This window comes from Kitasatospora sp. NPDC056181, from assembly GCF_042266225.1.
Lineage (GTDB): Bacteria > Actinomycetota > Actinomycetes > Streptomycetales > Streptomycetaceae > Kitasatospora.
Map to the genome: position 1 here is coordinate 1 of NZ_JBHJUK010000088.1, position 18,749 is coordinate 18,749.

The 18,749-nt window shown below is 69.2% G+C and carries 13 protein-coding genes and 2 pseudogenes; 6 read left to right on the forward strand and 9 right to left on the reverse strand.

Features of this window, described 5'->3' with window-relative positions; genetic code table 11:
- Positions 1 to 14: 14 nt before the first annotated feature.
- The 4 genes from ACFC1F_RS28050 to ACFC1F_RS28065 all read right to left on the reverse strand — a co-directional run bounded on the left by ACFC1F_RS28050 (position 15) and on the right by ACFC1F_RS28065 (position 3,734).
- Complete coding sequence (locus ACFC1F_RS28050; RefSeq protein ID WP_376162392.1) at positions 15 to 1,466, reverse strand: ATP-binding protein; 1,452 nt, start codon at positions 1,464 to 1,466, stop codon at positions 15 to 17.
- 22 nt (positions 1,467 to 1,488) lie between these two features.
- Positions 1,489 to 2,187, reverse strand: coding sequence for a hypothetical protein (locus ACFC1F_RS28055; RefSeq protein ID WP_376162394.1), 699 nt, complete (start codon positions 2,185 to 2,187; stop codon positions 1,489 to 1,491).
- 2 nt (positions 2,188 to 2,189) lie between these two features.
- A complete protein-coding gene (locus tag ACFC1F_RS28060) occupies positions 2,190 to 2,498 on the reverse strand; it encodes a DUF6112 family protein (RefSeq protein WP_376162441.1) in 309 nt (102 codons plus the stop codon).
- A gap of 78 nt (positions 2,499 to 2,576) precedes the next feature.
- Positions 2,577 to 3,734, reverse strand: coding sequence for a C40 family peptidase (locus ACFC1F_RS28065; RefSeq protein ID WP_376162396.1), 1,158 nt, complete (start codon positions 3,732 to 3,734; stop codon positions 2,577 to 2,579).
- A 571-nt stretch (positions 3,735 to 4,305) separates the two neighbouring features.
- On the opposite strand from ACFC1F_RS28065, the gene ACFC1F_RS28070 reads away from it, so the two are divergent.
- Positions 4,306 to 5,055: a DNA-methyltransferase gene (locus ACFC1F_RS28070; RefSeq protein ID WP_376162398.1), complete on the forward strand. Its 750-nt coding sequence runs from the start codon at positions 4,306 to 4,308 to the stop codon at positions 5,053 to 5,055.
- A gap of 513 nt (positions 5,056 to 5,568) precedes the next feature.
- Here the strand turns inward: ACFC1F_RS28070 and ACFC1F_RS28075 are convergent.
- Positions 5,569 to 6,666 (reverse strand): three-Cys-motif partner protein TcmP, encoded by a 1,098-nt coding sequence (locus ACFC1F_RS28075; RefSeq protein ID WP_376162400.1) that lies wholly within the window; start codon positions 6,664 to 6,666, stop codon positions 5,569 to 5,571.
- Between the two features lie 91 nt (positions 6,667 to 6,757).
- Positions 6,758 to 7,513, reverse strand: coding sequence for a DUF5131 family protein (locus ACFC1F_RS28080; protein WP_376162401.1), 756 nt, complete (start codon positions 7,511 to 7,513; stop codon positions 6,758 to 6,760).
- Positions 7,514 to 8,057: 544 nt separating this feature from the next.
- Here ACFC1F_RS28080 and ACFC1F_RS28085 point away from each other — a divergent pair.
- Together ACFC1F_RS28085 and ACFC1F_RS28090 are read left to right on the forward strand one after the other, a co-directional pair.
- A complete protein-coding gene (locus tag ACFC1F_RS28085; RefSeq protein ID WP_376162403.1) occupies positions 8,058 to 9,968 on the forward strand; it encodes an ATP-dependent endonuclease in 1,911 nt (636 codons plus the stop codon).
- Complete coding sequence (locus ACFC1F_RS28090; RefSeq protein WP_376162405.1) at positions 9,965 to 11,728, forward strand: UvrD-helicase domain-containing protein; 1,764 nt, start codon at positions 9,965 to 9,967, stop codon at positions 11,726 to 11,728. The genes ACFC1F_RS28085 and ACFC1F_RS28090 overlap by 4 nt, the downstream gene beginning before the upstream one ends.
- A 377-nt stretch (positions 11,729 to 12,105) precedes the next feature.
- Here the strand turns inward: ACFC1F_RS28090 and ACFC1F_RS28095 are convergent, their stop codons facing one another.
- Positions 12,106 to 13,233, reverse strand: coding sequence for a tyrosine-type recombinase/integrase (locus tag ACFC1F_RS28095; protein WP_376162407.1), 1,128 nt, complete (start codon positions 13,231 to 13,233; stop codon positions 12,106 to 12,108).
- A 133-nt stretch (positions 13,234 to 13,366) separates the two neighbouring features.
- Between ACFC1F_RS28095 and ACFC1F_RS28100 the strand changes: the two are divergent.
- Positions 13,367 to 13,447 (forward strand): annotated as a pseudogene (locus tag ACFC1F_RS28100) (BBE domain-containing protein); the annotation flags it as partial.
- A gap of 567 nt (positions 13,448 to 14,014) precedes the next feature.
- Here ACFC1F_RS28100 and ACFC1F_RS28105 read toward each other — a convergent pair.
- Positions 14,015 to 14,263 carry a hypothetical protein gene (locus ACFC1F_RS28105; protein WP_376162409.1) on the reverse strand — a complete coding sequence of 83 codons (249 nt, stop codon included), beginning with the start codon at positions 14,261 to 14,263 and terminating at the stop codon, positions 14,015 to 14,017.
- A 217-nt stretch (positions 14,264 to 14,480) separates the two neighbouring features.
- Here ACFC1F_RS28105 and ACFC1F_RS28110 point away from each other — a divergent pair, with 217 nt between their 5' ends.
- On the forward strand, positions 14,481 to 17,438 hold the full coding sequence (locus ACFC1F_RS28110) for a tetratricopeptide repeat protein (protein ID WP_376162410.1): 2,958 nt from the start codon (positions 14,481 to 14,483) through the stop codon (positions 17,436 to 17,438).
- A 12-nt stretch (positions 17,439 to 17,450) separates the two neighbouring features.
- On the opposite strand, the gene ACFC1F_RS28115 is transcribed toward ACFC1F_RS28110, so the two are convergent.
- On the reverse strand, positions 17,451 to 17,909 hold the full coding sequence (locus ACFC1F_RS28115; protein WP_376162412.1) for a hypothetical protein: 459 nt from the start codon (positions 17,907 to 17,909) through the stop codon (positions 17,451 to 17,453).
- Positions 17,910 to 18,320: 411 nt separating this feature from the next.
- Here ACFC1F_RS28115 and ACFC1F_RS28120 point away from each other — a divergent pair.
- Positions 18,321 to 18,658 (forward strand): annotated as a pseudogene (locus ACFC1F_RS28120) (transposase); the annotation flags it as partial.
- Positions 18,659 to 18,749: the final 91 nt, after the last annotated feature.

Genomic DNA, 18,749 nt, shown 5'->3' on the forward strand with positions numbered 1-18,749 from the left:
GGGTGGTGGTGCGGTCAGGAGGCGTCGGAGGCCGGCGGCTGGTTCGGGTAGATGAACCGGACCGGATCCGGCGCGGACTCCCCGGCCGGGGGCGGTCCGCCGACCGACGGCCCTCCCGGAGCCGGAGCCGAGGGAGCTGGCGTGGCCGGCGGCGCGGGCGAACCCGTGCTCGGCGGCGAGACCGTACCGGCGGTGAAGAAGCCCCGGGTGGCCGGAGCGGCCGAGGCGTTGTGTGCCTCGCCACCGTTGGCCTGAGGCTCTCCGCTGTCGTCTTCGGATGAGGGACGGGTGATCAGGGCCGGGATGCCGGGCCGGGTGACCAGAGCGCGTCCGCGGTCGCCGGGCGCGCTCGGGTCCTCGCCGAACCGGAACGTCGTCGGCTGCTGCGCGGGGCCTGCGTCGATGCCCTCCTTGCTGATGCGCCCGCTCGGGTCGATGCCGCCAGCGCCGCCGCCGTCCATGCCCGGGACCTGGCTCGGCCCCTGCGGCGCCGGGGTGCCGGTGCCCATCTGCATCGCGAGGCTTCCGGCGGTCTTCGTCGCCCCGGCCGCGACCGCCATCCCGGCCACGCCAGTGCGGTGAAGGTCGTCGTGGCCTCCTCCGTCGGTCGCCCAGTGGACGAACTTGTAGACGGCGTACGGGCACAGCAGCACCAGAACCATGATCACGATTCCGGCCATGGCGTCGGACAGCGCGCCGAGGCCGTCCGTCTTGTCGGTCTTGCCGATCGCCGAGACGCCCACGAGGAAGACCACTGTCATCAGCAATTTGCTGACCACCAGGGTGGCGGTGGCCTCGATCCAGCCGCGCCGCCAGCGCTTGGCCACCTCCCAGCCGCCGCCGGCCCCGGCGAACGCGGCGAGCGCGACCAGGACCAGGACACCGACCTTGCGGGCCACCATCACGCCCCAGTACAGGAAGGCGCCGATCGCGCAGCCGACCGCGACCAGGGCCGGGATCGCCCAGCCGAGTGGGAACATCGCCCCCAGCTCGGACACCTTCACCAGGCGCCTGACCGCATCGTCCACGCTCGTGTTCGCGGCTTTGAACAGCCCTGCGGACAGTGCGTCCACCACGGTGACGGCCACGGCGGTGAAGCTGATCGCGCCGAAGGAGAACAGGACGCCGGTCATGGTGCCCCACGCGGCCTGGGCGAGGGCGCGCTCGTCCCGGCGCCAAGCGGCCAGGATCAGCTGCGCGCAGAACGTTCCGACGGTGAGGATCAGGCCGATCGGCAGGATGAGCTGGTAGTTGTCCCTGAACCACGGGGCGCTCAGGTCGATGGCGGTGGTCTGATCGACCGCTCGCGCGGCGAGGTCGGTGGCGCTGGCCGCCAGCTCGCCCATGCTCTTGGCGATCCACGCGCCGATACCGTCGGTGATGGACTTGCCGGGGTTGGAGACGAAGCTGACCGCGTCGACCACAGTGCAAACTTGGCTCATCAGGGGGATGTCGCAGACGCCCACGAAGGGCACCTCCTTCGTGGTGTCAGGGCGCGACGGACGGCATCACGCCGACCAGAGCGCAGGGACGGTCGGGACGGCACTGCACGGCGAGGGTGGCCGATCGGTCCTCGGCTCCGCCCTGGGGCGAGCCGTTCCATGCGATCGACTGCTTGCCGGAGACCGTGACGCCGTAGACGTACGCCTGGGTGATCGCCCCCGGATCGGACTGCAGGGCCCGGGTGAACGACTCCGGGAAGTGCGCCTCAGCCGCCGTCGCGGTGGCGAACTGGCCGGAGTCGGCCATCCGCCCCCACAACAGCGGCGAGGGCACCTGGCGCTCGACCGAGTCGGCGTCGACGTACAGCCCTTCGGCCGTCAGCCACCGGTGAAGGGCGGCCACCTGCTCGGGCTGAGCATGGGCCCGGGTGTCGTACGACCACAGGGCCACCGCCGCAGCCTTCCCGAACGCGATCGGGTCGTGGGTGTCCGGCGGCACAGGCAGCGCCACCGCCCGGCCGCCCGGCTCGGCCGACGCCGAGGCGGAAGCCGAAACTGAGGGTGAACTCGGTTTCGCAGAAGGGCGGTTCGAGGGTGCCTGGTTGTCGCGGGTGAGGTAGGAGAACAGACCGGCCAGGGCGACGAGCGCCACCAGGACCACGGTGCCCAGCACCGCCCGGCGGCGCACGAGGGCGCCGCCGGAGAAGCCGCTGCGAGAAGCAGAAGAGAGGGAACGTTTCTGCATGATCACTTGACCTGGCTGCCCAGCGCGCTGAAGAAGGCCACGACGCCGTTTGCCGCGCCGAGCAGCAGGGCGGCGCCCGCGCTGACGAGCACGCCCTTCTTGCCGTTGGCCTCGGCCTGGTGGCCTCCGGAGTGGTGGCCCCAGGCCCACACGCCGGCACTGACGGTGAGCGCGCCGACGACCGCGATGATCCCGAACAAGTTGAGGCTGCCCATGACCTGCTTGAGGACGGAGAGGCCGGGCAGGCCGCCCTCGTTGGGCGTGATCCCCGGGTCGTAGGCGAGCTGGGTGACCGCGTCGGCGAGGAACATGACGAACTCCAAGGAAGGAATCTGGGCACGCGCGGGTGCACCGAGAGAAATGGGAGTAGAGGGGGAGAAAAGCGCCGGTCAGACGACTCGGCGGGCAGCGAGGATCTCCGGCTGCCAGGAGGCGAGGGTCGAAACCTTAACCACGTCACCCGTCCTGGGCGCGTGCACGACGAGCCCGCCGCCGATGAACATCCCCACGTGCTCCGGCACCGCAGCCGTCCCGCGGGTGAACAGCAGGTCACCGGGCTTGAGCGCGCCGGCGGAGACGGCCGTGCCCTCGGCGACCTGCGTGTAGGTCGTCCGGGTCAAGGTGACTCCGCTGGCCTTGTAGGCCATCTGCATGAGCGAGGAGCAGTCGCAGTGGCCCAGCGGGTCGGTGCCGTGGGAGTCGGTGCAGGAGCCGCCCCACTGGTAGGGAGTGCCGAGCTGACCGAGCGCCCAGCGGATCGCGGTCTGTACCTGGGCCGGTGCGTCGGCCGGGATCGAGTACCCCTCGGGGAGGGTTCCGGACGGGATGGTGCCGAGGTTGCTGCCGTCGCCGCCCGCCGGCGAACAACCGCCGCCGCTGGCAGGCGGGGTGGCGATGCCCGGCGCGGTCGGTGCCGGAGCCGGTGACACGGTCGAGCCGGTGTCGGGGCTGGTCAGCAGTGGCGTGATGGCCTGCTGGAGCGCCGTCGCCAACGGCTCCCACTTGGCGTAGGCGTCCGGGAGGCCGGAGCGCTGCACCGCCTGCGCCGCCTGGGTGATCGTCATCGACTCCCAGCCGGAGACCTGCTTGAGCCCCTCGTAGAACTTCGTCGAGGCGTACACCGGCTGCATGATCTGCTCGGCCGTGCCCCAGCCCTGGGACGGCCGCTGCTGGAACAGCCCCAGGCTGTCCCGGTCGCCGTAGTTGATGTTGCGCAGCCCGCTCTCCTGGAGCGCGGTCGCCAGCGCGACGACATGCCCGCGGACGGGGATGTGCATCGCGACGCCGGTGGCCTGTATGACCTTGGCGTTGGGGATCTGCTCGTCCGGCTTCTCCAGCCCGGCGACACCCGGAGCGCTGAGCGGGCTGGAGCCGTTCAGGATCGCCTTGACCTGTGCGGCGACGGCGGCGGTATCGACGGCCTGTGCATCGCCGCCGGGAGCGCAGGTGGCGGAGGCGCTTCCGGCGGTGGCGACCACGATCGGCAGGGCCAGGAGCAGGGGGCCGGCGGCGGCGAGGCTGACGAAGGTTCCTACGGACTTCTTCATCGTCGACGCCGCTCGGTGCGGCGGACGGCCGGGGCGACTGGGAGCGCCGGATGAAGGCGTGGCTGTGCCAGGGCATGCTGCATCGCAGCGGCTCCTCGGGGTTCGTAGGAGGCGCGGTGCCGGTCTGTCGTGCGAAGAAGTCGCCGGCACCGCGCCGGTGGTGAATCCGCCGTTCAGGGCGGGCCCGGGTCAGGGGAGTTGGTAGCTCCCGGACGCCGGTCTCGGGTCGTGCGCGGCAGCCGGCCGCGCTCGTAATCTCAGCCGGAACACGAAGATCTCCTGGGGTCGGGGAGGGTGTGGGCGTCGTCCGGCTGCTGCCCAGTTGGACGAGACAGCCACGGATCAACACGGGCCGTCCCGAGTTGAGTTGGCCTCCTGCCCGGTTGGCATGGCGAGACAGTAGACGCGAAGTCCGGCCGCACCAAACAGCGTTTCCACCAGGCAGGACGGCGCTGGCGGCGCCGTTAGGTGCGGCCGGGAATCGTGGCTACCGTCCCGGTCATCCCCGCCCCGGCGGGCGCCGCCGGGCGCTGCCGGGAGCGGGTCCACCGCTGCCCTGAGAGAGGCCCTCATGAGTAACTTCACCCTCCACCGAGGCGATGCCCTCACCGTCCTCAAGTCCCTGCCCGACGAGAGCGTCAACGCGGTCATCACCGACCCCCCGTACAACAGCGGCGGGCGTACGTCCTCCGAGCGCACCAGCCGCGACGCCCGCGCCAAGTACGTGACGTCCAACTCCGTGCACGACCTGAAGACCTTCCCCGGCGAGAACCGCGACCAGCGCTCCTACCGCTCGTGGCTGACCGAGCTGCTGACCGAGGCGTACCGGGCGAGTACCGAGCACTCGGTCGCGATGGTCTTCTCCGACTGGAGGCAGGAGCCGACCACGAGCGACGCCCTTCAGATGGCCGGGTGGACGTGGCAGGGAACCATCCCGTGGATCAAGCCGGCCAGCCGGCCGAGGAAGGGGGGCTTCAAGCAGTCTGCGGAGTTCATCAGCTGGGGCGTCAAGGGCACCCTCGACAACAGTCGGGACCTCTACTTGCCCGGCCACTTCATCGCCAGCCAGCCCCGCAAGGACCGGGTCCACATCACCCAGAAGCCGCTGGAGATCATGCAGAAGCTCGTTCAGATCTGCCCCGAGGACGGCGTCGTTCTCGACCCTTTCACCGGCAGCGGCTCGACCGGCATCGCGGCCCTGCGCGAAGGCCGGCGCTTCGTCGGCGTCGAGCTCTCCCCGCACTACGCCGAGATCGCCGACCAGCGGTTGCGCGCAGAGCTGACCCAGGACGACTTCGTCCTCACCGGACCGGAGTCGTGACATGAGAAGCAGCACCCGGCCCAACAGTCCCAGACGCAGAGGGGCGGCTGGAGCAGCGGGCTCGAGCTGCCATTCCCCGCGTGCGACATTGCCGCGATCCACGGCGGAACCCTCACAGCTCTGGACTCCCCGGACGGCACGACCCTACGGACCCGGCTCCCTACCTCCCTTCCGTCAGGTGCGACCGACGGGCCCGCTCGCTGACGGTCGTCTTCGAGGTCAGCTCCGCACTCCCGCCCGGATGTGGCGCCCCGCTTCGGCTGGCCAGCGCGTTCGCGCCGAACACTATTGGGACCGACGAGTCAAGGAGGACCGGCAATCTCATCGGAGCGTCGTCGGCGTACTGGTGCAGCCCCGAGGAAGCGACCAGGCCGACTGCGGTGAACCCGGTCGCGCGGGTCGCGTTGAGGAGCCGCCCTTCCCGTATGTATCCGGGAAGGGCGTCAGGTCACGGGCACGCGGTCCGCGTGAGGGTCTCTGCTGATCTTCGGGGCAATGGTGTGTCGACGGGGTTCAGAACAACACGTCTGTCTTGGCAGCGGTCACCGTGGTGGCGCGAGTGATGCGTCCGGGGGCGATGCCGACCTCCCCTCCGTCGCGCATCCGCTTGAGCAGGGTGATGACCTGAGTGGGGCGGTAGACCGTTTCCAGCAGGGTGTACTGCTGGAGCTGGTCGACCGTGCGAGATTCGACGTCGCGGAGATGTTCGACGAGAATCCGGTGCAGGGGTGCGGTGTCGGGTTCGAAGGTCAGATCGAGTTCCTGTTGTTGTGGGTCCTTCGGGTCGCGGTAGCGGACGCCGGTGGCGGTGTCGACCTTCCACATGGCGTCCTTCATCTTCTCGACGCCCTTGGGATGGCGGGTGCCGAAGACGAGGTAGAGGACGCGACCGCCCTCGTCGATCATCTCGAAGACGAGGCTGTGCTGGAAGCCGGCTTTGCCGAGCGTGCGGCGGTACTGCTCGCGCAGGTAGGACATCTTCCTTCGCGATGCTTGGGCGAAGACTCCGTGCCACTCGGTGCCGCCGAAGAAGGCGTCGCCCGCCGCGCGGTGCCGCTCGTCCTTCTCGGCGAACCGGTACAGGAACTGGGGTTGGAAGGTGATCATCACCTCGTTGCTGCCGTTCCGGGCGGCGATGGTCCGCAGCAGGTCGAAGGGAACCTCGGGACCGCCGAAGCCGTCCAGCAGAACGAACATCGGGTGGCGCAGACTTCCCGCCCGCGAGAGCTGCGGCAACAGGTCGGGATGGCAGGCCCCCTGGGCGATGGACACCTCCAGCCGGGCCGCAGTATCTGGCACCATTCCGGTTCTGGCCGCGGCGATTCTCCGCTCCAGCTCGTTTTTGCGTCGGGGGTCTTCCTCCACCAGCACCATCTTGATCCGGCGGGCCCGCTGGCGGAGGGCGCCAGCCAGCACTTGATGGGCGATTACCGGAGACCCCGCCTCGCCACCCTCGTAGACACCCGGGCCCGCGAAACCTTCCGCGTAGGTGACCACTTCGTTGTGGGTCAGCAGGATCGGGGCCCACGCCAGGAGGTAGCGACGGAGCAGGTCGTGCTTGGCTGCGGTGTGCGGGTCACGGTGCCAGATGACTTCCTTCGGTGCCGACATGTGTCTCCCCGGTGCGGTGAGCCGTTGCACTTCCGAGGAAGAGTCACATAATCACCTCACGATCGCCAGGGTGCGCACACGGCTCGCAGGGTCATGGGAGAACGGCGTGCGCTCCCTGCGGTAGGTCGTCCCAGGTGCGACCCTGGAGTTCACGCCCCCCGGCCTTCGGACTGCGGCCGCCCCACTGCTTGAAGAAGAACGGTACGTCGGCGGCCGCGCACACATCCCTGATCTCGAGGACCCAGGCTGGTTCCATCGGCCGGTGACCGGGGCCGGACTCTCCTCCGGCGATCACCCAGCCGACTCCGTCCAACTGCAGGCCGGGTAGGGGGCCGAGCAGCGGTTCCAGGGAGAGGAACCGTACCGCTGCCGGCACCGCGCGCAGGTCGTCGACCCGGCTCAGATGCTCGGCGTTCTCCACCGAGACTCCCACCCAGAGGTTCCTCGGCCAATCCAATCGCTCGGTCACCCTGCGAAGTCGGACCGACCGTTTCGTCAGCAGCTGGTAGGTGTGTTGGGGAGTCTCGGCGATCACCTGGAACACGTCCCTGACGAACGCCAACGGCACTCGGGCGTGGAAGAGATCACTCATCGAATTCACGAACACCATCCGAGGGCTCTTCCAGTGTCTTGGCACATCCAGAGCGTCCCGGTGTGTGGTGAGAGCGAAACCGGGGCCGGACGTCCGAGGATCCCCGTCGACCTGGTACTTCGCTGCGCCCATTGCTTTGAGCCGCTTCGCCAGAGTCAGCGCATAGCAGTTGTCGCAGCCGGCTGACACACGGTCGCACCCCGTGGTCGGGTTCCAGGTCGCCTCCGTCCATTCGATGGCGCTGCGATCGCTCACTGCCGCTCCCTGGCCTGCTGGTTTCTGCGGCACCGAACCGGCTACCGCGGCTCCGGGGGTCCCGGGCACGCGCCAACTCTCCTCCAGGAAAGGCTGATTGTCGAACCTGCAGTGGCGTGTTGCTGGGCTTGTGTACGGCGTGAGCGACCCTGTTCGGAGAAGTGCGGGGCTCGCCGGAATCGATCGTCCGCGTCCGCTCGCGCGGTGTCGGTAGGATCCGCTCGATGCCCCGGACACGGGCGACGTCGACCGATCGCGGTGACGACATGACCGCATGACGACCGACAGGACGCGGCAGGTGGTCATCAGGCAGTCGGGGCCGCATGACGTCGGTACAGCAATGGCATGGGGCACGTAGGTGACATCGGAGGTGAGCACTTCTTCCGGTGCAGCTACACGGAAGGAAGTTGGCGATCCAGTCGCGCTGGCAGTGCGTTAGCGTGATCGGGTGGCAGCCGGGTGCAAACTGTGCCAACGTTCTCCTTCTGGGAACCGCGTGGTGCATTGTGCGGAGGGTGCCTTGACAGGCAATGCCGGAATGTTCATGAGCAAGATGACCGTCAGGAACTTCCGCTCATGTCGGGATACGACGCTCGAGCTGCAGCCCGACATCACGCTGCTCGTCGGGGAGAACAACTCCGGGAAGTCGAACGTCATTGAGGCGCTTCGGCTGGCGACCTCGCCGCTGAACCCCAGAAGCGCGCGATGGTTCGACGAGGCGGATCGCTCGCACGGGTGTGAGGACCAGGACGTCGAGCTCAGCGTCGAACTCGACGGACTGACCCCGATGCAGCAGTCCCAGTACGTCACCGCGCTCGATGTGCCCACCAGGCGGGCCTACTTCACCACGAGGTACCGCTTCACCGGAGAGACGACCCGGCAGCGGCGCCCGGTGTACAGCGCGGGCCTCACGAATGGGCCGGACGCGGAGCCGGAGAAGCGTGAGCAGATCACTCACGTCTACCTCGCACCGTTGCGGGACGCCCAGCGGGAGCTGGGTTCCGCGGAGAACAGCCGACTCACCAGGGTCATCCAGCAGTTGACCAGCGAGGCCGAGCGGGACGTCTTCCTCAAGAAGGCCAACACCGCCTTCGAAGAGCTGCGCGAGGACCCGGTTCTCACCAAGACGTCCGCGGCGATTCAGGGACACCTCAGTGGGCTGACACAGGCGGTTCGTGGCCAGTACGTCGATGTGGGATTCCACGACTACGAGCTCAACCGGCTCACGCGTGCGCTTCGCCTCAAGATGTCCGAGCATGGAATCGATCCAGCGGATCTTGCGGACTCAGGGCTCGGCTACGCGAACCTGCTGTTCATCGCGACGGTCGTCCTGGAGCTCTCCAAGGCGAAGGACTCCGAACTCACTCTGTTCCTCGTCGAGGAGCCCGAAGCGCACCTTCACCCACAGTTGCAGGCGGTACTGCTGGACTACCTCCAGGAACAGGCCAGGGGATCCGCTGGGGATGACACGCACGAACCGGCCGGTCGGATCCAGGTTGTGGCGACGACGCACTCCGCCCATCTGGCGAGCGCGGTGGGCATCGACAACGTCGTGGCGCTGCGCAGCAGCACGGTCCTTGAGCCGACGGGCGAGGGTGAGACCTCGGGCCGGGGCAGGCGGAACTCCACCCAGGCCGTTCCGCTGCGCCGGGTGCCGTTGGACGACCGGAGCCGTCGGAAGATCAATCAGTACTTAGACGCGACCCGGGCGGCACTTCTCTTCGCCCGCAAGGTGATTCTTGTAGAGGGAATCGCCGAGGCAGTACTGCTGCCGGTGATCGCCAAGCACTGCCTTTTCAAGGGCGACGGCCCCGAGGATGCCGCCCGGCGGAGGGAGTTCCAAGCGGCCACGATCATCAACGTGGGAAGTGTCGACTTCCGCCCCTACATCGAACTGCTCCTGGGAGAAGCCAACGGCTGCCGTCTGCTGGACCAACTGGTGGTCATCACGGACGCGGACCCTGAGGTCCCTGACGACCCCGCGCTGGCTGACGACGACCACGACACGCCGACCGAGTTGCCGCTGTCCTCGACGAAGGGCGAAGAGGAGGAGGACGGCTCGACCGCGTGGAACCGCCGCAACGACCTCCTGGCGGTGGCCAAGCGGCTCGGTGCGGGAGATCGGCTGATCGTCGCGGAGGCCAAGTACACCCTCGAAGCCGACCTTCTGGCTCCGCAAGGCAACGACAAGGTCCTGGGCGCCGCCTACCTGGCCCAGCACAAGCGGTCCAAGAAGAAGTGGGAGGCCATCACGGCCGCGGAGGAGCCGGCACTCGCCTTCTACGTGAAGCTCAGGGACAAGAAGAAGCCCTTCATCAGCAAGGGCGAGTTCGCGCACGACGTCGCGCTGCTCCTCCAGGACGGCGAGCCCTTCACCGTGCCGGACTATCTTCGCAAGGCGATCGACGCCGTCGTATCCCGCACGGCTGACTCCGAGACCGGAGTCAGCGAGTGACGCCGGAACTGACTGCTGACCAGCGCCTGCTCGTGGAGGAGGTGACCGAGAGCGCCTTCGTGACGGCCTGCCCGGGGGCCGGCAAGACGCGTGCTGTCGTCGCACGCTACCTGCGCCGTGTCGAGGAGGAGCCGCGGAAGGGCATCGCCCTGGTGTCGTTTACCAATGCCGCGGTGGACGAGGTCCGGAGCCGTTGCGTCGATCGGCACGACGCGATGAAGGCCCCGCACTTCGTCGGGACCTTCGACAGCTTCATCTCCCGCTACCTCGTGGCCCCCCTGTACCGTGCCGTTTTCAAGGTGAGTCCGAGGCTCGTCCAGTCCTGGGACGAGATCGGGCTGTCCTCATTCCGGCTGCCGATCAGGGCTCGCATACCCGATGTTCAGCTTTCGTGGTTCGACTTCGATGCGTCCGGTCGCGCGGAGCTGCGCCCCGAGCGGATCCCGCGCAAGGCGGGGCCTGAACTCACCGGCCTGCTGACCGGTACTCGGCGAGCGGCGGCTGAGCGCCAAGCAGGTGCGATCCACCATGGTCTTCTCAGGGTGGGAACGCTCACCTGCGACGCTTCTCGGCGTCTCGCCTGCGCTTGGATCGCGGACCCGGCTATGCGAGCTGAGATCCAGCCGATCATTGCCAACCGCTTCGCGGAGATCGTCGTCGACGAGGCCCAGGACTGTGGCGACGACGAACTCACAATCCTCCATTTCCTGTTGGAGTGCGGCATCCAGGTCCTGATGATCGGCGACCTCGACCAGTCGATCTACGAGTTCCGGCGCGCTGTGCCTGAGCGGGTGGCGGCCTTCGGGGACCGACTTCCTCGCCAGATCGACCTGAGCGACAACTTCCGCAGTACGCCGGCCATTTGTGCCATCAACTCGTCGCTACGGGTGGGCGAGAAACCGGACAAGGCCGGCGGTCCGCGTGCAGGAAGCAACGTGCCGGTCTACGTCATCGGATATGGCCAGGTGGAGGACATCGCGCCTCGGGTCCTGTCGACGGTGGCGGCGCACGGACTCTCCGCCAACCAGGCGATCATCGTCTCGCATGGAGGGGCTGATGCCCTGCGGGCAGTCGGCGCTTCCGGGGCCGACCTGGTCGGTGGCAACCGCGTCGCTGCCGTCGTCGACGCCGGCCGCAAACTCAGGGCCGGCTCCGACGGCAAGTCGCGAGTTGCCGCGCTTGAGCGGGTCGAGCGGCATCTGGTCGAGACGGTGGCCGCCGACTCCCTCGGCGAGATGTCCCTGGAGGCTGTGCTGGATGCCAACGGAATCGAGCGCCGATGGCTGCGGGACACCGCCATCCGTCTCTGTCAGTCCATGGAACCGTGGGACATGACCGCATCCCAGTTCAGCGCCGAAGTCCGCGCAAGGGTCACCCAGCTGGGCTGGCCGTCGAAGTTGACGGTCGACGGCTCCCTCTTCAGAGCTCCCAGGGCCGATCTCTGGGAGGAACTCCTCCAGGCAGAAGCGTCGTTCGAGCTCCTGTCCTCCACGATCCACGGTGTGAAGGGGCAGGAGTTCCCGGCCGTCGCGTTGACCCTTCCGACACGGTTGCGCAAGGACGGGACCGGCCGGACCGTGCTCGATGACTGGGAGTTCGGGTTTCCGACAGAGGCCAGGCGTGTCCTGTACGTCGGGGCTTCCCGGGCGCAGGAGCTCCTGATGCTGGTGGTACCGGTCGGCCACACGGAGCGCGTGACGAAGCTGCTGTCGAGGGACGCGGTCCCGTACCAGGTCTGCCCGGCGATGACTGGGAGGTAGCTGTACTGCGTCATCGTGCAATGTCCGAAACCGACCTCCCGGCGTTCTCTACCGCGGGATGACGATGCGGCCAAAACGACTCCATCGATCGATATTCGGGTTCCACGAACCTGGGTTTGGTCATGTAGGAGGAGCCTTGCCGGAACAGTTCATGAGTGCCAAGGAGACCGCGTCGTATCTGAACATGTCCCTTGCCTGGGTTTACCGCGATGCTCCACGCCTTGGGCTCGTGCCTTACAAGTTCGGGTGTGGCAGGAACGCCAAGCTGCAGTTCAAGGTGTCGGAGGTCCAGGCCTGGGTCAAGCAGCAGAGGACACGGGCCACGTAGACGCCGAGGTTGCGGGGGTCCAGCCCGATGGGGCTGGATCCCCGCATGTTCAGGCGGCCAGCCCGAGGTCGAGTACCTCTGCGGCGCGGCTGATGGAGCCGGGCATGAGGTGGCGGTAGTGCTTGAACGTGATCTTGACGTCCCGGTGGCCCATCCACTCCGCGACATCGGTGATGGGTATGCCGTTGCCGAGGCAGTTCGACGCGAAGAAGTGGCGCAGGCCGTAGAGGACCATGCCTTCGGGGATGTCGACCTGCCCGGAGGCCTTCAGCCGACGCCACTGCCCGCTGATGATGTGATGCGGCATGGCGAGGGTGATGTCCTTGGGATTGCGAAGCAGGTAGCCGTCCACGGTCCCGTAGGTGTCCGCGTACCACTCGATGGCGTGTTTGGTACGCGCCGGCAGCGGTACGTCGCGGTACTCGCCCGCCTTGCGGTGCTTCAGGCGTGCGTAGCACTTGGTGGCCTGGTTGACCTGCTCGCCCACCCGGTAGACGTCGTCCGCCACGATGTTGTTGACGTTGACGGCGTATGCCTCGCCGTTCCGCAGGCCGCAACCGCTCATGAGTTCCGCTACCAACCGGAAGGCGTCGTCGCCGGCGCTCCGGATCCCGACCAGCTGGCCGACGGAGGGGATCACCGCCCGCTCCGCGTCGTACTGAGGGGGCTGCACTCCCTCCAGCGGGCTGTCCTCGTAGAGACCGAGCCGGTGCGCGTCCAACAGGATCGCCTTCAGCCTGATGAACGCGTTGGTCTGAGCACCCAGACCGACGCCGTTCCGCTCCATGTCCGTGATGAACGCCGACACGACCTTGTGGTCGAAGGTGCCCATGCGGCGGCTTCCGAAGGCGGGCAGAAGGTGGTTCCTGAGCGTGGAGTCGACGTTCCGCAGCGAGGTCGGGCTCTGATGGCGCTGGCCCTTCAGCCACTCGGCGGTGTAGGTCGCGAACTGCATGCTGCCGTACTTCCTGATGCGCTCGGCCTTGTGCAGGCTCATCGGGGAGTTCTTGCGCGCGTGGTAGACCTCGGCGAGCCGGGCCTTCGCCAGTTCCTGATTGGCGAAGCCCGATTCCTCGGCCTGCCGCCCGGACGCGTTGCGGTACCTGATCTTGTATTCGTGCGGGCATTTGCTCCACCGGGGCTCCGGATGCTCGCACTCCTTGAAGAAGCTGCCCATGCCGCGGATGAGACTTGCGCTTGCCACGATGGCTGACCCCCGGAGTCTTGCTGACCTTCTGCTGACTCCGGATAATGGATCAAGCCCCTGAGCTGGGCGGAAACGCCGACCGCGTGATAACAAGCAGAACTACAGCCGACTGCAGAGGGCGAAGAAGACCTGGGACGACAAGAACGTGTTCCACCACGCCCAGTCGATCACCCTGCCGTCCTGACCGCGCACGCAGAGCCATGTCCACCATCCGGTAAACGGAGGATGCCGGGGCGAATGGTGCGAGTAAAGAGCTGAGAGTGACGACTTACCCCGAGCGGAGCCGGATCGCCGGACCTTCTCGCGACGCCTGAGCGGGTTCGGCGAGCCAGGGTCAGGGGTCTCAGCTGTGCGCGTGTTTGTGAGGGTCTACTCGGACTGATGCTGACTTTTGCTGACCTCGACTGACGATGCGTCAGGGTCGATCGGCGTATCAGGTTGGTCCGGCGCGATGTGTGAGCGATGCCCTCATGGTCGGTTCCCACCTCCACCACGCCTCCACCCCTGCCAACCTCCACCAGCATTTCGGCGTCGTGGAAGCGGAACGAATCAGCCTGGACGGCGCCGACGTGGCCGGTGCGCGGGTCCTGGAACCGGTTGTCGGCCGGTATGCGTACGTGTCCACGGTGGCGGTGTGCGAGGGCTGGCCCACCGAACCCCTGGGCGTCGACTCTCCGGTGTGGGAAGCCGCGGCCGATGCCGCTCTGGACCCCGGCCGGCTGACGCACGCAGGGTCGGGAGTCAATCCCGACTACGGCAGGCGGAAAGCGGGTACCGAGCGCGCGGTGACCGAGGCCTTCGGGCTCGCGAGGACGAGCCTGCTGCGGCTGGGGGCGCTGCTCAGGCCGGGGAGTACGTGGGCCGGCTGCCCTGGTGGTTGCGTCGTGCAGCGCAGGGCGGGCGGATCCTCGCGCCCGGTGATCCCGGCAGGAGCGTTCAGGCGGTCGACATCCGCGATGTCGCCGAGTTCGCGCTCGACCGGGTGGCGCGGGTCGGGCACCAGGTTCACAAACTGGCCGCGCCGGCCGGTCGGGAGACGATGGGGGGACTGCCGCAGGCGTGCGTGGACGTGACCGGCGGGCAGCCGACGGACGGCGGGCATCTGGCAGTAGCCGGCAGGCGGCGGGCGGACTTGTTCACTTCCCTCCCGGTACCCGGCCCGGCCCGCTAGGGTTCTTCCGACTTCCCGTCACATGCCGAGCAGGGGCAGGTGTGTCGTGAGCGACGCCGACCGCAATGCCGACGACTCGCAGCCGCTGTACGTGCAGAACGTGATCGCCGTCAACGGCTTCGCCTTCGGCGTGATCGGGGCCGACATCCACGTGCATGGCAGCGGGGGGCTTCCGCTCTACCTCCTCGGCGCCTGGCAGCGCGCGGCGGACACCGACCGGGACTGGCTGCGCAAGCTGCCGAGCCGGATGCTCAACGCCCGCCGCGCCGTGGTTCCCTTCACCGGCCGCCACGGGGAGCTCGACGAGCTTCGGCAGTGGCGGGACGGCGGCGGGCGGCTGGGCGTCCGGTGGCTGTACGGGCCGGGTGGCCAGGGCAAGAGCCGGCTTGCCGCTCGGTTCGCCGACGAGTCCGCCGAAGCCGGCTGGACGGTCACCGTCGCCTACCACGGTCCCGACGCCGATCCGATCGAGCCCGGTAGCCAGGACCTGCGGCCCGACGGAACGGCAGGCCTGCTGCTGATCGTCGACTACGCCGACCGGTGGCTCACCACCAACCTGACCTGGCTGCTGAAGAACGCCCTTTTGCACCGGACCGGCGTGACCACCCGGGTGCTGATGCTGGGGCGCACGATGAACGAACTGCCGCAGCTCCGCGGCATCCTGGACACCTACCAGGCGGACGTCTCCGTCCAACCCCTGGAGGCGCTGCCGCCCGGCGGGGAGAGCCGCGGCGCGATGTTCGCCGCCGCCCGCGACGCCTTCGCCGAGATCTACCGATTCCGGGACGCGGCCGTGATCCAGCCGCCCCCGACGCTGGACGGGGCGGAGTTCGGGCTGACCCTGGCCGTCCACATGGCCGCCCTGGTCGCCGTCGACGTCCACGCGCCGGCCACCGAGGCGGGTGCCAACGACAGCCCCGGCCCCGGCTCGCGCTCCGGGACCCAAACGGCGGCGGAATCCGCACCGCGCGCCGAGGTGCCGACCGACCGGCCCGGCCTGACCATGTACCTCCTGGACCGCGAACGGCTGCACTGGGCGCGGCTGTACGGCGACGGTGCCAACGCCGGGCAGGACGGGAACGGCTTCCGGACGCCGCCCGAGGTCATGAATCGGACCGTGTACGCCGCCGTTCTCACCGGAACGCTCTCCCGCGGCGCCGGCAGGACGGTCCTCGGCCGGCTCCGGGTGCCCGACGCCCCCGAGGTGCTGGACGACCACAGGTCCTGCTACCCGCCGGCCGAAACCGGTGCCGACCAGGTCCTGGAGCCTCTCTACCCGGACCGCCTCGCCGAGGACTTCCTCGCCCTCACCATGCCAGGCCACCGGTTCGCCTACCCGGACCAGCCGTGGGCGGCCGCCGACGCCTCAGCCCTGCTCGAACGGTCCGACGACGGGCCCGGCACCGAACGCGCCCCCGCGCCCTGGACCGCCCGCGCGGTCACCTTCCTCCTGTCCGCCGCCCAGCACTGGAAGCACCTCGGCCCGCGGTACGTGCACCCACTGCTGCTGACGGACCCCCGGCTGGCGGTCGACGCCGGGAGCGCCGCGCTCACCGTCCTCGCAGGCCTGCCCGACATCATCCCCGTCCTCGAAGCCGTTGAGGCGCATTTCCCGGAGGGGCAGCACACCGACCTGGACCCCGGCATGGCCGCGGTGACCGCGATCCTGACCCCCCACCGCCTCGGCCTCACCCGGGACCCGGCCGAACGCTCGCTCCTCTACGCCGCCCTGGCGACCCGCCAGTCCCACGCCGGCCTAGACCGCGAGGCGCTCGACACCAGTGAGCGGGCGGTCGAGTGCGTGCGCGGCCCGGCCGCCGAGGACCCCGCGCGGCACCTGCCCAACCTGTCCGGCGCCCTGGCCAACCTCGGCGTCTGCCTGTCGGCGATGAGACGGCTCCCCGAGTCGCTGGCCGTCACCGAGGAGGCCGTACGCCTGGCCCGCCGCCACGCCGCCGAGTACCCCGACGCGCTACCGGCCGACCTGGCCCGCCCCCTGAGCAACCTGGTCCATCAGCTCCTGGAGGCGGGCCGCCTCGCGGAGGCCGTGGACACCGCCCTGGAAACGGTGCACCTGTACGGCGAGCTGTCCGACGCGGACCCCGACGGCCACCGGCCCGACCTCGCCCGCGCCCTGGTCAACGCCGGGATCGCGCTGTTCCAGCTGGGGCGCCGGGCCGACGCCGTCGAGGCCGGCCTCGCCGCGCTCACCGTCTTCCGGGAGCTGGCCGCCGCCGACCCTGACCAGTACGAACCGAGGTACGCGACCTCACTGATCACCGTCGCCAACCACCTGTGGGGCATGGGACGCAGCGAGGAGGCCTGCGATGCCGCCGCTACGGCCGTGGACATCCGCCGTCGGCTGGCCAGCGTCAACCCGGACGCCTTCCGGCCCGCCCTCGCCCGGTCACTGACCGGCCTCGGCGTCTACCAGTGGGCGGCGGGCCGCGCCGTCGCGGCGCTGGAGACCAGCCAGGAGGCCGTGGCCCAGTGGCGCGAACTGGCCGTGGCCAACCCCGTCCTGCACGAGGAGTTCCTGGCCGCCGCGCTGTCCAACCTCGGGAACCGGCTCGCCGCCCTCGACCAGCCGACGGCAGCCCTGGCGGCCACCGATGAAGCCGTGGACATCTACCGCAGGCAGGTCGCGAGCGGCAAGGACGTCGACCGGGACAGCGTGGGCCAGGCGTTGAACAACCTCGGCAACCGGCTTTTCGAGGTGGGCCGCGCGGAGGACGCCATGAGGATGTCTCACGCTGCCGTAGTCATCTTCCGCACTCTGGCCGACGAGCACCCGTCGGCGTACCGGTCGGCCCTGGCCCGCGCGCTCGCCAACCATGCCATCCACTACGCCCAAATCGGCTTCGTCCGCCAGGGGTTGGAAATAGTCGAGGAGGCCATCGGGATCCAGCAGGAGCTGACCCCGGCGAACCCCGCGGCGTTCACGACCGACCTGAGGCGCTTCGAGGCCCTCCGGGACGTCCTGCGCGAGGAACTCGCCGACTGACCGGCCCGGACGTCAGCGGGCGGTTCCCTCCGGACTGCCGCCGCCCTGCCCCTTGCCCTCGTGGTAGATCAGGTTCCCGCCCTGGACGCCGAAGACGCGTCCGTTGCCGTGGGCGATGTTGGTCTGCTTGTAGACCCGGGTCCGCGTCTCCTCGGGCAGCGACGGAGCGAGCACCTCGTCCAGCACCCGCTCCAGCTCCCCGGCGAGCTCGGGCTGTCGGCGGAGCAGCTCGGACAGCCGCTGCTGCCAGTCCGCGGCGAGTGCCTCCCGCAGGGTCTCGTCATCCTGCTCCTCGGCCACCAGTACCTCCCGGCGAAGCTCGGCCAGGTCCTCGCCGACCAGGTCCGCACGCTCCGGACGGAACCGGCGCCACACGGCGACCACCCCGTCCCGCGCGTGCTCCCAGGCGTCGGTGGCCATCGCGCCGACGAGCGACGAACCCGCGAGGGCCGCGAGTGCGGCTGGATCCATGGAAGCCCCTCCTCCCGCCCCGCCGGACCGAACACCTTCGGTGGACCGTCGGGGCACTCCCGGGTGCGGTGCACCCGCCCAGGGCGTTCCTGCCCCTCGCCGCGCGACCGGTAAACCCGCGGACCGGCGCCCGGACCAGGCCGCGCATCAGCGTCCCGCCGTGCTGATGAGGCGCCGCACGGCCGCCTGGCCCGGCGGGCCCCAGGTCGGCTTCCCGCCCGGTCGGCCCCGGGCCCCGGCACGGTTGATGAGGATCCCGGCGAGGCACGCAGCACCGCGCAGCCGCGGGCGCGCCGCAGGGTGGCAGCGTCCGGCGCGGGCCGGTTGAGCGTTGTGGCACGAACCGGTCGACGGCACCGTCCAGAAGCAGGATCCAGGTGGCGGCGAGGTCGTTGCCGGGTCGCCCGCGCAGCGGACGCCGCCCGAACCATGCCACGCACCCTGCGCGACCTGGTGCCAGCCGACGAGACCGTCGCCGAGCTGGAGATGAATGCCGGCTCGACGACGACCTCGCGGGCGAGTCGACGAGGATCAAGAACCGGCTGCGGGGCCTGCTGACCCAGATCCATCCGTCAGTCGAGCACGTCCCTGGTCCCAGGCTGGACCACCCGGCCGTCCTTGCTCTGCTCGAACGCCACGGTTCACCGGCCCAGTTGCGCACGGCAGGCCGGAGGAGACGGATCAACCTGCTGCGGCCCAGGGCCCCGCGGATGGTCGAGCGCCTGGTCGAGGACGTCCTCGCCGCCCTCGTCGCACTCGCACGCCGCCGCATCGACGTCATCTTCGCCATGCTCCGCGACGGCACCCCCTCCCAGCCGCCGACCGCCGGCACTCTTTGCG